This window comes from Nitratireductor indicus C115, assembly GCF_000300515.1.
Taxonomy (GTDB): domain Bacteria; phylum Pseudomonadota; class Alphaproteobacteria; order Rhizobiales; family Rhizobiaceae; genus Nitratireductor; species Nitratireductor indicus.
The window spans coordinates 47,627-62,428 of sequence record NZ_AMSI01000006.1 but is presented as its reverse complement, the minus strand read 5'-3'; the positions used below and the strand labels follow the sequence as shown (position 1 = coordinate 62,428).

Sequence of the window (14,802 nt, the reverse complement as noted above, 5' to 3'; positions counted from 1 at the left end):
GTAAGGGGGCAGAATGGCAGAAAGATCGGAACAGGAGACGGGTGGCGCGGTTGCGGTCCTGCCGATCCACTTTGATCTGCCCGGCCATGAAATACCCTTGGCAACCTTTGTTCGCACGGCACAGCAGACAGCTGCGATCGTGGCTTCCCTCAACAGGGAGGTATTCGACGGGAAGCTGAAATATGAAATCCTGGTGCTCCCGCCGCAGGCCGGTTCCTTCAAGAGCAAAATCGGCATCTACATCTTTGGCGGCTGGCTTGCCGTCTGGACGTTTACCGAGAGTGATGTCGGACAAGGCTTCATAAAGGGTCTGACGGAGCAGACACCTGCGCATTGGGCGGAAGTCATCGGAGCGTCGATCCGGGACGGTTTTTCAGCGCCGGATGATAAAGAGGAATCGGAAAAGCAGCCCAGCGACGAGATCAAGTGCCAGACCAGCGCCCGGATTGTCGTGGAGGCAACGAAATCAATCCTTCAGCGGGGTACATCTGATCTCGAACAGGCCGGGATCACCACGATCCGCTTCCGGGACGTCTATGAAGCCCGAAACGAGTTTTATCAGGCTTGCGCAGACACCCGCGATCTTCGCGCTGTGGGTTTCGAGGACGAGCCGGTTTTTCCGATAGACCGTTCCGATTTTGCCCGCCTCCAGGTCGCGCTTCCGCCAGCGGAGGACGAGGATGATGAACCGTGGACAACGGGAATTGTCGATCTGAAAGTCACGTCGCCAAACTGGGATCGGGAGGATCGGCACCGGTTCTGGAAAGGGAAGGATGTGAAAGGTCGGGAGCGGTTCTTCCGGATAGAGGACGAGCATTTCTGGCAGCTTGTAAAGGCCGAGCGTTTGAGTATCCATATCATCGATACGATCAGGGTGCAGTGGGCCTACCAAGGGAAGGCAAACGCTCCAAAGAATATTCGGGTGCTCAGAGTGCTCGAATTCAACGGAGAAATCCTGTCCGAAGCGCTTAATAAGAATGCCTTGGATGCGATTCTCGGCGCCTATTCGACAGCCGATGATGGGCAGCAGGATTTGTTCAGCGACTATTCTGGCCGGGCATAAATTCACAGCCATGTCCTGAATCAGCGTGACCTGCCTGTACGTAGCAGAGTATTCGGTAGTTGAATTTTGTGAAAAAGTGGTTGTGTGTTTGAGGGCTGCACAACGATGCTGGCATAATCTGCAGGTTGGATACTACAGGTCGCGCACAAGGTGTTCCGATTACGATGGCGCAGACCAAAGGGGGGATCTTGGTTCAGACGCCGCTAGAACTACCGGCCGCACTCGTAGATGCTGTGCGCGAAGGCAATGCCATCCTTTTCCTCGGGTCAGGCGCCTCCATAGGAGCTAAACATCCAAATCCGCAAAGATCCGCTCCCAAGGGAGACGATCTCAAGATCCTACTTTCAGACAAATTTCTGGGGGGCAGGCTCAAAGATCGGTCGCTTGCGGCTGTAGCGCAGTTCTGTGTCTCGGAGGCGGGCCTACTGCAATTGCAGGCCTATCTCAAGGAACTCCTGCTCGATTTTTCACCCGCCGATTTTCACCTGCTGATTCCGGAGTTTCATTGGCACGCTGTCGCGACCACCAACTACGATCTCATCATTGACCGAGCATACCAGTCCACGGAAAAGCCACTGCAGACGCTGGTGCCTTTCATCAAGAACGACCAGCTTGTGGAACGGGAGGCGAAGAAGGTCGAAAATCCGCTGAAGTTCCTAAAGCTGCACGGTTGCTTGAATCACTCGAACGACGCCGAAGCGCCGTTAATCATAACCTCGGACCAGTACGTCACCTTTGCGCAGCATCGATCTCGCCTGTTCGACATGCTTCGGGGCATGGCGCACGAATTTCCCCTAATCTTCTGCGGCTACTCCATCGACGACCCGAACATACGGACCGTGCTCTTCGACCTGTTCAACGCGAACGAAAGGCGACCGCAATACTATGTGGTGTCGCCAAAGTTCGAAGATATCGAAGCACGTCTTTGGCAATCTAACCGGATCACCCCGATCAAGGCGACCTTCGAGACTTTTCTTCGGGAGCTGGACCGGCAGATTCCCGCCAACAGCCGCAGACTTTCCAGCTTCAGACAATCCGGCGCACCATCGATCGATCGTTTCCGTGTGCTAGCCGATCGCACCTACGGTGAGGCGACAGTCCAGTATCTTGCTACTGACATCCTGCACGTTAGGGCCGGTATGCCTATTGAGCAGGTTGAACCGGTCGACTACTACAAGGGCTATGACCGTGGATTTGCAGGCGTTTTGGCAAAGCTGGACGTCCGCCGCAAGGTCTCGGACACTGTTCTCGTAGACGCCGTTCTGGAGGAAGAGACGGCCAGTAGAAAACCCGTCGAGCTCTTCGTGCTTAAGGGTGCGGCCGGCAACGGCAAGACCACGGCTCTCAAGCGAACGGCGTGGGACGCAGCGACCGACTATGACGCATTGGTCTTCTATCTTTCCGACATGGGTGCCCTCCGTGCCGACCGATTTCAGGAAATCCATGAACTGACGAATCGCCGCATCTTCCTGATTGTCGATCGTCCATCGCTTCGTGCCTCGGAACTATCACTTTTCCTTAGGCAGATGCAGACAAGGAAGGTGCAGCTGAGCGTCATAACTGCGGAGCGCGATAACGAATGGAACACGCGTTGCGAGGCTCTTGAAGAGTTCGTTGTGAATTCCTACCCCGTCCGCTACCTCACCGATCTTGAAATTGGCGAGCTCCTCGAGAAGCTGGGGACGCACCGAGCTCTCGGCCTGCTCGCGGAGATGAAGCCCGATGATCGGGTGAGGGCCTTCAAGGACCGGGCCCAACGACAGATTCTTGTAGCACTTCACGAAGCCACCCTCGGCCGACCGTTCGAAGAGATCGTGGTCGACGAATATGCTCGCATAACGCCCGAAGCGGCGAAACTTCTCTATCTCGACATTTGCACCCTCAACCGGTTTGGTGTTCCGGTACGTGCCGGCTTAATCGCCCGGGTGTCCGGCATCCACTTTGAGGAGTTTGAGAAAGAGCTATTCCAGCCGCTGGAAAAGATCGTCTACAGTGAATATGACCGATACATCGGCGATCGCGTGTACCGCGCTAGGCACCCGCATGTCGCAGAGATTGTATTTTCGGAGACGCTGTCAAACCACGAAGACAAGCTGAACCAGATCCTGCGCATTCTAGGCGGTCTGAACATTAGCTTCTCCGTGGACAAAGAGGCGTTTGACCAAATGACGCGCGGACGCGTCGTGGCGGACACGTTCCCGTCAGTGGAAATGGGCCGATCACTCTACAGAGTCGCTCAGCAAGCGGTGGGACAGGACGATCCCTATATACTTCAGCAGGAAGCGATCTTCGAGATCAACCACGGCGGAGGCAACCTGCCGCGCGCCGAGAAATTGCTAGGGAAGGCCGAGGAGATCGCAGGGCACGATGCAAGCATTCAGCACTCGATAGCGGTTCTCTATCGGAAGAAGGCCCTGGATGAATCCAACCCGCTTCTCCGGGCTGAGTATCGCCGCCGTTCACTCAGCCGACTTAGGTCCGGTTCCCGCCGACATGCCTACGAGGTAAACACTAGGCTGCTCGTTCTGATAGACGAACTGAAGGACATGCTGCGGGAAGAGCAGGGAGCAAGCGGGCGGGACCGCGTCCTTCTGGAGCGCATGAAGGAAGTTGAAAGTGAACTGTCGACTGGCCAGCGGCTCTTCCCGAACGATGAGTACATCTTGACCACCGAGGCGAACTACCGGACTGCCATAAGCGACAACCCTAACGCAAAGATCGCCTTGGAAAAAGCCTTTAGGGCGAATCCGCGGCAAGAGTGGATCGCTGTCAGGTTGGCAAACCTCTATCTCGAAGGAGACGATGTTGCCTCCGCGAAGACCATTCTGCAGAAGGTCATCACTGAGCACCCAACGGCGAAAACGGCGCATTTTCAGTTAGGCGTGCTGCAGGCGCGATCGTCCGATGTTGCCGAGCGCCGTTCCGCAATACAGCACTTCCGTTCGGGCTTCTCGAACGGGGATAACAACTATGACGCTCAGCTTTGGTATGGCCGAGAATTGTTCCTTGCAGGCGACTATGCTGGCAGCGACAGCATATTTGACAGCTTGCAGGACGCTCCGATTTCCCCTTCGGCAAAAAGGACGCCGAATGCCTGCTTGACCGATCCGGGTGGGGCTCCAACGGTCTTCAAGGGCCAAGTCGTCAAGCAGGAAGTTGGGTACGTGTTCATAGCAAGCCACCAGCACGGACGAGATATTTTCGCGCATGAGTACAACAGCTCCCGTGACCATTGGGAGGCGATACAGCTCTATGATGAAGTCAATTTCAACATCGCCTTCACATTCCGCGGGCCGATGGCAATGAACGTGATCTCCATCCAATCGGACTCGCGCTGAAAGCAAAGCGACTGCGTTCCTATCCCTTAGCTAAGCAAAGAGCGCTTCAAGTATCCCGTTGCATGTCATACGATTTCAGAATGCCTCGCGAATTCCAGCACAAACGCCTCGAGCATTACCCTAAAATCGGCCGCCTTTCTTCAAGGAGGGGGGATGAACGTGCCTAGGCTTTGGGTCTTGTCCGACCTTCATCTTGAAACCATCCCCTATCCAAATGCCTTTCAGCCGCAGCGGCCAGATTTCGACGTGATGGTTGTCGCCGGCGACGTATGGCAGGGGGATTGCCGGCGTGCATTCCAGTTTCTGGCGCAGCTTTCTGGCGGCAAGCCTGTGGTTTTTGTGTTGGGCAATCACGAACACTGGAACGGTGCGCTGAGCGACGGTTTGGCAATGGCCAGGACGCTCGCCATCGAGCATGGCGTAACACTGCTCGAAGGCGAGACTATTTCGATTGCTGGCTGCCGTTTCATCGGCACGACGCTGTGGACCGACTATGCATTATCCCCTGAAGCAGTCGATCCACGCGCTGAAACTGGTGAGCAGATCGACATCAAGCATGATGGCGGCAGGCGCCCGATCACTGTGGGCGACGCGATTATGCTGCACGCCGACGCGAGAGCGAATCTGGAAAAGTCGATTGCGGAAGCAGATGGCGACCTGCCAGTTGTCGTGATCACCCACCACGCACCGCACCCCGAATGCTTGCCTTTTGCGCATCGCAACACGTGGAGTGCCGGCAATTCAGCTTCCGACCTGTCGCATTTGACCGACAGCGGCCGGATCGCTTTGTGGGTGCACGGGCATATTCACGCCAGCGTTGACATGATCAGACCAAACGGGACGCGTATCCTTTGCAACCCAGCTGGGTCGATGTTCAGCAACCCTGCCTTCGATGAAGCTCATGTTGTCGAGATCGGAAACTGATTTGCGATGGATGACGAACACTTGTTTTCTTGCCTACAGACGCGGCGAGCGCAGTGACTTCATTTCATGGAAAATCTGTGGAAAACTGGATTCAGTGCAGATTTCCATACCCTAGAAAGCATGCGCGTGCCGCGGTCAAATGTATCAATTTCGGTAAACTGCCCAAAATTAAATTTCTTGCGACTTAAGACAAAAACAAGCGCCAGAACTGCGCATTAGAAATTGTTTCGCATTTTCTCCCAAAAGAGGATCCACCTCTACTACGTTGCCAATAAGGTAACGGAAATAGATTAGAATTATCCCCAACGTCACTCTCGATGCTCTGTTGCCCCGGAGATTCTAAGCAGGTAGCGAAGTATTAGCTGATTCGCCTGCTTCATCTGAAGGTGCCGAGAGATGCACGTCGACATCGAGCGTCACGACTGGATCAAACGCCAGTTGCGCAGAAGGAAAATCACTTTTGCCAAAATCGCCGAAGAGCTCGGCGTCTCGTGCGTTTCAGTGACCATGGTCTGCCAGGGGCACCGAAGTTCCCAAAGAGTTCAACAGGCGATCGCCGACAAGCTCGGCGTCGAGCCATGTCATCTCTGGCCTGGCAAATATGCAAAACGGGAGGGGCAGATGAAACGGTAACCGGCATCCAAACGGGAAACGGCCCTGAGAGTTGCACCCCTCAAGGCCGTAAGGAATATCGATTTCCACCGATGCTCCTTTCTCCCGCGAACAGAACAAAGAGTCAAGCCTGCCTGCCAGCACGGCGAGCGGGGAGGCCGTTGCAAACCCCGGAAAGGAGCTGCCTGGGCGGCAGGCCGTTGGTGCCCGCATGTCCTTGGCTGACAGACAATGACACATCACCACAACGAGAATTTCAGACCTCCGCTTTCAAGCCGGTCGATCCGGCATATATCTCCCCGGTCACGAGCAAGCCTCAGGGGAGTACTTGTCGCCCGGTTGCCCGCGGACAGGCATCCACGGCGGATCGTATTCGAGAGCAAACTGGAGCAGCGGGTTTTGCACCTGCTGCTGGCGCGGCCTGACATCCACGATATCTGGGATCAGCCGCCGGCGATTTCATATGAATCGACTGGCGGACGCCAAAGGCAGCACGTATTTGACTATCTGATCACTCTGACAAGCGGGCAGCGGATAGCGATTGCCGTGAAGCCCGCAGCGCTTGCTGCAAGGCCCAGGTTTCGCAGCGAGTTTGTATTGATCCGTGCGGCGACCAGCCTTGCATTCGCACATCGTGTTGACCTGGTGACCGACCGATCGTTCACGTCCTCCGCGGCCCGCAATGCGGCCCGGCTTCACGAGTTCCGGCGCAGCCCCGATCCGGAAGCTGATTCCGGGGTTCAGTCAATCATCAACACCCTTTCGGGTGAGACGACTATCGCAGAGATCGTATCGTTGAGCGGCCTGAAGGGAAGAGGCTTTCGCGCGGTGTTTCGGGCAATCTACGCCGGATATGCGCGGGCACTGGATCATGGAGATATCGAACCAACCACCCGTGTAGTCAGGGAGGTCGCACAATGACTTCCCGGTTCCGGTTGTCCGAAACAGACTGCATCACGATCAATGGTGCCGATCATCTTCTTCAAAGCCAGGACGACAAAGGCGTCGTTCTATGGCGAATCGACGATAGTGCAGTGCGCCTGTCGTTCACTCACGAACAACTTGTCGGGTTGCTCGCATCGCCAGACATCCGGTTCAAACGAGACCATTTTTCTTGCGGGCGGGCGGCGCTTCGACTGCGATGCGACCATCAATATCTCAACACGCTTCCCGCGGATACGCGTGAAGACCTGTTGTGGAAGGCTGCTTACTGCAACGCATTTCTTGACGCCGAAACAAGGGGCACAGTCTGTCGCACAATTGATTCCATTCGCAGTGCCATGCCCAGGTTATCAGCTCTGGTCGATTCTCGTGAGACAGAATGGCAGGTTTTGGACCGAAAGAACCTGGCGGGTGTGACGGTCAGGCGCCGATTGCCCCCTTCCGCATGGACATTGCGGAACTGGACCCGCAGGTTTGAGGCCTGTGGACTTAGCCCTCTCGCTTTCCTCCGCAAGAGACGAAGCGTCTTGACGTACACCCGGAAGTTCGCAGCCGAGGCAGATGCGCTCCTGGCGGAATGCATTGCAGGTTATCTCTCCCGAAACAAACCCACCGTTCAGGAGATCGTCAGGGACACACACAGCCGGTTCAAAGAAGAAAACAGACGTCGCATAGGAGTCGGTTTGCCTTCCTTCCAGATACCTTCTGGTCGGACCATTCATCGTCGCATCAGGAAATTTGATCCATTCCACGTCGTGGCCCATCGAGAGGGGATCGACGCCGCCAAACGGAAATTCTCATTCTACGAGAACGGTATTCCCGCCAGCTATCCGCTGGAGCGCATCGAGATGGACGAATGGCAGGTCGATGTGGCCTCTCTTTTCGGAAACTCTGGCGCCCTCGATGCACTTGAATCGAGCGACAGGGCCCGCTTCGAGATAGGCCGGCGCTGGATCTACGTAGCGATCGATTGTGCCACTCGCTGCATTGTGGCCTTCCGCCTCGTTGCGAATCCGTCCGCTGAGGGTGCTGTACGAGCCCTCGAACTCATCGCTCTCGACAAGACGGCTATTGCGCAAGCGGCCGGCTGCGAATCCCCGTGGGACTTCTGGGGCGGCATTGGTTCGCTCGTGACTGATCAGGGATCCGCTTTCGCCTCGGTCGAATTTCGGACTGCCGTCACCGACCTCGGCGCTACTTACGAAGCGCCTCCGGCCGGCGTACCAAAACTGCGCTCGACAATTGAGCGGATATTCGGAACCTTCGGTCAGCAACTGGCCCCAATGCTCACTGGGCGCACCTTCTCGAATCCCAGCGAGCGGGGTGACTATCCTTCAGAGCAATGGGCAGCGCTGACTGATGACGAACTTGCCGAGATATTCATCAACTTCATCGTCGACATCTATCACAATTCACCTCACGCTGGCCTCAAGGGGGAAACCCCAGCAAATGCCTGGAAACGCTTGAAGGCCGAACAAGGCGCCACACCTCCGCCGGACTCCAACACCCGGCGCGTGGTGTTCGGCATTCCACTGACCAGAAAGCTTGGCCGACACGGTGTCCTTGTTCACGGCATCAGCTACAACAGCCCGGAACTTCAGAGAGCTTTGCTCACCGGTCAGGCGCGCGAGATCCAAATTCGAGTTGATCCACATGATTTGACGCACATTTCTGTTTGCCTCCACGCACACTGGCACCCTGCCGAGGCAGTATCGAAGGCCGTGTGGGGCTTGTCCCTTTCAGAATGGCGAGAAACCGTGCGTGATCTTCGGACCAAACACCGGGATGATGCCGTTCTGACTGAAGACATGGTTCAGCGGGCGCGCAACAGGATCCGAGCAATCGATCAGGGGGCCCGGGAACTCAGGCGGGTTCAGCCACCTACGCTCACAGCTGCAGACCTGGAGCGATGCGAACGCGAACTGTTCCTGGGGCTGCGCATCAAACCTGGTGCTGATCCATCTGACGAGGAGCTGCCTCAGGTCGATGGTCTTTTGGGCGATGCAATTGGCGATCAGCCAGCCTCCCCACCTCACGACGAGTCACAGACGCCCAAGCCGCGGGACGCGAAACCGTGGAAGCTGTCCGATGACTGACAAGCAAGCAGAGGTTGCCGCCCGGGTGGTCGTTCTGCGGCGCATTTTTGCGCATCATCCGGCATTCCTACAGCTTGAGGAGCAGTTTCGACTGCTCCTCGACAGACGGCGTGCTGAACTTGCGGCCGGCTTGATTACAGAGGCGCGGGGCATTGCTGTTGTTGGAGCGTCAGGTAGTGGCAAGACCACTGCCATTGCCCGACTTCTGTCTCACACACCTGGATTGGTATCAGAAAACCAGAAGGATTCACGCAGGGACGTCGTCAGCTTCCAGGTGCCATCGCCCGCTACGCTGAAGTTTGTCGGTCAGACCGCCCTGGAAGCTCTCGGTTATCCGCTTCGCCGCAACAGAACTGAAATGATCATCTGGGAGATGGTCAGACACCATTTGCAGCAGAGAAAGACACTATTCCTTCATTTGGATGAGGCTCAAGATCTGCTGCGCTATCAGACACCCAAGATGCTGCAATCTGTGGTCAGAACGCTGAAATCGCTGATGCAGACCAAGGAATGGCCGGTCGGGCTTATCCTGTCGGGCATGCCGGAAGTCAAGGATCTGCTTAATCACGATCCTCAACTTGCTCGGCGTTTCTATCCAGTTGAATTTCCTAGACTGCGTGCGGGGCTCGATGGCGAGCGGGTTATCGAGATCGTCGCGTCATATGCAGACCGCACAAGCATGGAAACGGGAAATACCGTTGGAGATGATTTTGCCGCCCGCCTCATCCGCGCTGCTGACGGAGAATTCGGTCTCGTCATTGAACTGATTATTGGCGCAATCGAAGAAGCACTGATTGCCGGTGACCGGCGCCTCGACCGGCAACATTTTACATGTGCGTTTCGTCGACGTTCGGGATGTATTGACGGGCTCAATCCATTCCTTGCAGACGACTTCGAACGCATTAACGTGCGGGAACTCCTCCAGGTGGAGACCGTGCGATGAACCCGGTACTGGGTCTAAGCTGCGATCTTGCAGAGCGGGAAACACCGACATCATTCGCCTCCCGCCTCGCGATCCGAAACAATTCGGGCGGCGCAATCGAATTCTGTCTCGACATGGGGCTAGAATGGAATGCGCTGATCAGGGGAGACGCTTCGGAAATTGCGCGGCTGGCCGAACTTTCGGGCGCCCATGCATCTACGCTGCAACGGTTTGCTTGTAGAGTCGTGGCAGGCGGCCGTATGAGAATTGGCCGTGAGACGCTGATTCGTGGCTCCATTATCAGAACGCGCCCCAGGGCTTGTCCGTATTGCCTAAGGGACAGCATTGCCGAGAATGGATTTGCTGGGGCGTTCTGTCGCGCAGACTGGCGGCTTGTCTCGAACAGGACATGCGAACTTCACCATATCCCGCTGCTGTCATTGCCGAGTGAGCAGCATTCGAAAGAGAACTACGATTTCGCTGCGATTGTCCGGAAACATTGGCCGCAGATCACAAATATCGCAAACATTGCGACCGATCGTGCCCCCTCAGATCTCGAGCACTATCTGCGAAAGCGCCTGTCCGGCTGGAGGGGGGAAGCCTTGATCGACCGGTTGTCATTGCCGGTCGTGTGCAAAGCCTCTGAAACGCTAGGCGCACGTGTCGAGTTCGGAACTGATCTCAGGTTCTCTGACCTGAGCGAGCCCAAACTCCACGTTGCCGGCGGCACCGGATTCGAAATCCTGCAAGCTGGCGCCGATCATTTACGCGGCGTCCTGTTGGACCTTAAGGCCGAGTTCGCCGGGCGTTTTGCTTATCATAATCGTGACTTGGGCATGTTCTTTGCCTGGCTGAACTGCCATTTTCGTTCCTCGCGTGATGCAAAGGCACTCGCGGATCTCGTTCGAGAGCATATTGTGGAGAACTATCCGCTTGAACCAGGCGTGAGGATCCTTGGTCGGCGCATCGATAATCCACGTTGTTACAGCCTAACTCGCAGCAGAAGGAGCCTTGGTGTGCGGCGAGAAAAATTCGCCCGGCTGATCGCTTCAACGACTGCGGTTTCCGATGATGAAGCCAACCAGCCGGCGAATCTGACACAGCAGCAGATGGAGGCGCTCCAAGCGAAAGCGAACGATATGATGACAATCGTGGAGGCCAGTTGCACTCTGGGCTGCCGCTATGAGCAGGTGGTTCGTTTCATTCGTGCAGGCCTGCTGGTTCAAAGGAGGGACAAAGCTGCTGTTCCCTACCTTTCAAGAATGGAAGTCGAAGCACTCGTCGCTCCCGTGCGCGATCTCAAAGCCGCACGTCCTGGGCCGAAACTGAGTCCATTGGCGAGTGTCTACAAAGCAACACAGGCATCCGTTCACGAAATATTCCATCACTTTCTGGAAGGCCGGCTGACGTCCGCGCGTCGGGACCCGACGAAGACAGGCATCGAAGCCTTGTTGTTGGAGCCCGAGGAAGTCATGCGGTGTCTGGCGCCCCCGTCGGCCGGCGACCCTCCAATGGCCCATGTTGCCCGACAGTTGAGATTGGACACACGAACTATTCGCTACCTCGAAAAACGCGGTGAACTTCGCATTTACAGTGCACGGCACCCATACATGCGGGGCCAGCGCTGCTTTGTAGGGGCGGTTGAGCTGCGGCGGTTTCAGAAGGAATTCATAACGGTCGGGGAACTGAGCGCTATCCTCGGAATACTTTCGGGGCCGCTCGCCATCAAACTGGATGCCATGGGCCTGCGTCCGAGGAAAGTTCCCAGACGCGTCCGTCGGATTTATCGGCGTGCTGATATCGAACAGGCTTTCGATCTGGATCTGCAGCGGACCTCGCGAACCACTCTTGAATGATTACCGAGTCCAGGCGAATCGACTTCCGGCTGAAAGTTGTTATCTTATTCACGGAGTGGGATGCTGGTTTCCGGCCCCCGTTTCCTAGAGCAAACAAAGACCCGGGCTCTCACTAGCCAGTTAGTCCGGGTCTATTTGCGTCCGGTGAGCAGCCATGTCGCTCAAGCTGCACGATTGCGAGCATAACGTCACTTTTCTCCTACGGCGGGAGTTCGTTCGAGCGTTCTCCAATCGTGGATTCTTTTGAGTGAATTCTGCCTAAAAGCAAAATTGGAACGGCGAGTTACTTACTGCTCTAGGTCTTCCGCTTCTGCGGGTAGATCGTCTCGCCGGGCTTGAGCATGGCGACGAAGCTCTCGATCTTCTTCCTGCGTCCGGCCTCGGTCTTCATGTTGTGCAGGCGGAAGGCAAGCGCGTAGCGGTTCTGCGAGTTGAGCGTGGCAAGCGTTTCCTTCGCCCGCGGCTCCGCCTCGATCGCTGAAAGCAGGTCGTCGGGCAGCGTCATCTCCCTGACGCTCGCATAGGCACGGTCCCAGCGCCCCTCGGCTTTTGCGGCCTCGGCCTCGGCCAGCCCGTGTTCGGTCATCCGGCCTTCCCCGATCAGCCGGGCGACGTTGTCGACATTGATCCGGCTCCAGATGCTTTTTTTCCCGCGCGGCGTGTAGCGCTGGAGGAAGCTTCTGTCGTCGAAACCCTTGCGGATGCCGTCGATCCAGCCGAAGCACAGGCACACATCGATCGCCTCGACCGGCGTGATCGATTTCAGCCCCGATGCCTTCTTGTGGATCTTGATCCAGATCTCATCGGCTCTGTGTGGTTCTCGCCGAGCCACGCGTAAAAGGCGTTCGCATCCGGGACTCGCGGACTTTGGCAGGATCGACGACAACGGGGGCCATCAGTGAGCCTCTCTATTGGCCAGCACTTCCGGATAGTGCGGATTGGATATGATCCCCAGCCCATTGCCGAAGGGTCGATAATCGAGGCGGTGACGAAACCGGTGACGCCGCGCCGGGTAATCGGATTATACTCGGTCACCCCCATCGCCTTCAACGACTCGAACGCCGCCTCGACGTCGTGGACATGCTAGGGTACACGTCGGCGCACCATTCAACCCAAGGGCAAATTACCGTGGCAATAAGGGCAAAATAACTGAAAGCGCCCGAACCAGACTTGTTTATTTTCAATTACTTAGAAATTGCCTTGGAGCAAAATACCGTGGCAATCGACACCCGGCATTCGTTATCGCGATGTGAGTGGATCAGGACGGCATGTCGCGTTCGAGCGGCTCGAGCGAACCCATGCGGTTGCCGGGCAGTTCCATCTTGGCGCAGGTGCCCGCTTCGACATACTTCCAGGAATTGCCCTGGTAATCGACCTTGGAGGTGCCTGCGCAGGTGGTGCCGGGGCCGGCGGCGCAATCGTTCTTGCCGGCCATGGCCACGCCGTAGCATTTCTCTTTCGATTGAGCCTGGGCGGTGCCCGTGGCAAGCGTTCCGGCCGACAGGGCAGCAGCGACAGAGCCCGCAATATAGGCGGCGCTCAGGATGGTTTTCGTGGTCATGGATTTCTCCTCTGGGGTTCGGTGTGCCGGGCCTCTCTCCCGGCGTCATCCTTGTCCCAGAGGGAGCGCTCACTTGGAAATCAAGCGCGTGCTACCGTTCATCGCGTCGCCGTCACGCGACCGTGAGGTCGTGCGTTACCTGACGGGCTGTGCTGCCCGATCAGGGCAGCAGTGCGCCGAACGCTTCGATGTCGGCGGGCGTCGTGGCGAAGCTGGTGACGAAACGATAGAGAGCCTCGCCGTCGTTCAGCGTCTGAGAGAAGCCCTGAGGCAGGTTCCATTGATGGAAACGGGCGCCCCTTGCTTGTAATTCGGAAGCAATCTGAGTGTGGATGAGCGCAAAGACCTCATTGGCCTGCGGTTTCCAGGCGAGGCGTACGGCTGGACTCTCTTCAAGACGATCTGCAAGCGTTGCCGCCATTGCATTGGCATGGCGGGCGGTTTCGAGCCAGAGACCATCCTCGAAATAAGCATCGAACTGGGCTGCGATGAAACGCGACTTCGAGAAGAGATGAGCCGAACGTTTGCGCAGGAACGGCAGGTCGGATGCCTTCGCCGGATCCATCACGACCACGGCTTCCGCGCACCAGCAGCCGTTTTTCGTGCCTCCGAAGGAGACGATGTCGACGCCGCGTTTCCATGTCATTTCGGCGGGCGTCGTTTCAAGGGCGACAAGCGCATTTGCAAAACGTGCGCCGTCGAGATGGAGAGGGATTGCGTGTTCGCGGCAGACTTCGCCAATGACCGCGATCTGATCAAGGCCATAGAGCGTGCCGATCTCGGTCGCCTGGGTAATGGTGGCCGCCATGGGCTGGCCCGAGTGAACGAACTGGGCGGGGTGGAGCCGAATTGCTGCATCGAGGGCTTTCGGATCCATGCGCCCGAGGTCACCGGTAACGCCCCGCAAACGCGCGCCGCCCGTCAGGAATTCGGGCGCACCACCCTCGTCCTCGATCACATGGGCTTCCGTGTGGCAGAAGGCGACGCCGCCGGGCCTGGAGAGCGAAGCAAGGGCGATGGAGTTGGCCGCCGTGCCGGTTCCGACAAAGAAGACAGCCACATCGCGTTCGAACAATTCACAGAAGCGTTGCTCCACCTTGCGGTCGAGTTCCCCCGTGCCATAGGCGGAGGCATAGCCCTGGGCGCCTGCCGAAAGCGCTGCCGCGATTTTGGGATGCGCGCCGGCCCAGTTGTCGGAAGCGAAGATCATGCTGCATCTTGCCTTTCAGGATTTCGTGCTGGAAAATCGGGCGTCAGATTGGCCGAGGGAGGAAGGCATCGCAACCCTTGCGGGATGCGAATTTCAACGGCAGGAGAAGGATTTCAGGTTGCGGTTGAAAATTACGCCTAAAGTCGGATCAGCGAAACTTTCTTACGCTTCTTGCGCATAAAATTTGCATTTTTGTCTTGTGTCGCGCGTGGATTTCTGGCATTTGACTAGATAGGACAGTAGTGCTGTCTTATTTAATCGCGCAATGATCACCGAAT

At 56.8% G+C, this 14,802-nt stretch carries 10 protein-coding genes and 1 pseudogene; 8 read left to right on the top strand and 3 right to left on the bottom strand.

Features of this window, described 5'->3' with window-relative positions; genetic code table 11:
• Nucleotides 1-97: 97 nt before the first annotated feature.
• The 8 genes from NA8A_RS10190 to NA8A_RS24330 all read left to right on the top strand — a co-directional run bounded on the left by NA8A_RS10190 (nt 98) and on the right by NA8A_RS24330 (nt 11,753).
• Nucleotides 98-1,063: a hypothetical protein gene (locus tag NA8A_RS10190; protein WP_157174140.1), complete on the top strand. Its 966-nt coding sequence runs from the start codon at nt 98-100 to the stop codon at nt 1,061-1,063.
• 164 nt (nt 1,064-1,227) lie between these two features.
• Nucleotides 1,228-4,401, top strand: a complete 3,174-nt coding sequence (locus NA8A_RS10185; RefSeq protein ID WP_009450362.1) for an SIR2 family NAD-dependent protein deacylase — start codon at nt 1,228-1,230, stop codon at nt 4,399-4,401.
• A 153-nt stretch (nt 4,402-4,554) separates the two neighbouring features.
• A complete protein-coding gene (locus NA8A_RS10180) occupies nt 4,555-5,325 on the top strand; it encodes a metallophosphoesterase (protein ID WP_009450361.1) in 771 nt (256 codons plus the stop codon).
• A gap of 396 nt (nt 5,326-5,721) precedes the next feature.
• Entirely contained in the window at nt 5,722-5,958 is a 237-nt protein-coding gene (locus tag NA8A_RS10175) for a helix-turn-helix domain-containing protein (RefSeq protein WP_009450360.1), read from the top strand.
• 378 nt (nt 5,959-6,336) lie between these two features.
• On the top strand, nt 6,337-6,858 hold the full coding sequence (locus NA8A_RS25100) for a Tn7 transposase TnsA N-terminal domain-containing protein (RefSeq protein WP_240532770.1): 522 nt from the start codon (nt 6,337-6,339) through the stop codon (nt 6,856-6,858).
• Nucleotides 6,855-8,975, top strand: a complete 2,121-nt coding sequence (locus NA8A_RS10165; RefSeq protein ID WP_009450358.1) for a Mu transposase C-terminal domain-containing protein — start codon at nt 6,855-6,857, stop codon at nt 8,973-8,975. Before NA8A_RS25100 ends, NA8A_RS10165 begins: the two co-directional genes overlap by 4 nt.
• Complete coding sequence (locus NA8A_RS10160; protein ID WP_009450357.1) at nt 8,968-9,918, top strand: TniB family NTP-binding protein; 951 nt, start codon at nt 8,968-8,970, stop codon at nt 9,916-9,918. The genes NA8A_RS10165 and NA8A_RS10160 overlap by 8 nt, the downstream gene beginning before the upstream one ends.
• Nucleotides 9,915-11,753 (top strand): TniQ family protein, encoded by a 1,839-nt coding sequence (locus tag NA8A_RS24330; protein ID WP_009450355.1) that lies wholly within the window; start codon nt 9,915-9,917, stop codon nt 11,751-11,753. Before NA8A_RS10160 ends, NA8A_RS24330 begins: the two co-directional genes overlap by 4 nt.
• A gap of 295 nt (nt 11,754-12,048) precedes the next feature.
• Here the strand turns inward: NA8A_RS24330 and NA8A_RS10150 are convergent.
• The 3 genes and pseudogenes from NA8A_RS10150 to NA8A_RS10140 form a co-directional block, all read right to left on the bottom strand.
• Nucleotides 12,049-12,649, bottom strand: a pseudogene (locus tag NA8A_RS10150) (YdeI/OmpD-associated family protein).
• Between the two features lie 362 nt (nt 12,650-13,011).
• Nucleotides 13,012-13,314: a BufA1 family periplasmic bufferin-type metallophore gene (locus NA8A_RS10145; RefSeq protein ID WP_009450353.1), complete on the bottom strand. Its 303-nt coding sequence runs from the start codon at nt 13,312-13,314 to the stop codon at nt 13,012-13,014.
• Between the two features lie 160 nt (nt 13,315-13,474).
• Nucleotides 13,475-14,524, bottom strand: coding sequence for a threonine aldolase family protein (locus NA8A_RS10140; protein WP_009450352.1), 1,050 nt, complete (start codon nt 14,522-14,524; stop codon nt 13,475-13,477).
• Nucleotides 14,525-14,802 lie beyond the last annotated feature (278 nt).

Bases quoted from the DNA above. Each gene is read 5' to 3' on its own strand.
- NA8A_RS10185 (WP_009450362.1), top strand. From the start codon at position 1,228: ATGGCGCAGACCAAAGGGGGGATCTTGGTTCAGACGCCGCTAGAACTA.
- NA8A_RS10180 (WP_009450361.1), top strand. From the start codon at position 4,555: ATGAACGTGCCTAGGCTTTGGGTCTTGTCCGACCTTCATCTTGAAACC.
- NA8A_RS10175 (WP_009450360.1), top strand. From the start codon at position 5,722: ATGCACGTCGACATCGAGCGTCACGACTGGATCAAACGCCAGTTGCGC.
- NA8A_RS10165 (WP_009450358.1), top strand. From the start codon at position 6,855: ATGACTTCCCGGTTCCGGTTGTCCGAAACAGACTGCATCACGATCAAT.
- NA8A_RS10160 (WP_009450357.1), top strand. From the start codon at position 8,968: ATGACTGACAAGCAAGCAGAGGTTGCCGCCCGGGTGGTCGTTCTGCGG.
- NA8A_RS24330 (WP_009450355.1), top strand. From the start codon at position 9,915: ATGAACCCGGTACTGGGTCTAAGCTGCGATCTTGCAGAGCGGGAAACA.
- NA8A_RS10145 (WP_009450353.1), bottom strand. From the start codon at position 13,314: ATGACCACGAAAACCATCCTGAGCGCCGCCTATATTGCGGGCTCTGTC.
- NA8A_RS10140 (WP_009450352.1), bottom strand. From the start codon at position 14,524: ATGATCTTCGCTTCCGACAACTGGGCCGGCGCGCATCCCAAAATCGCG.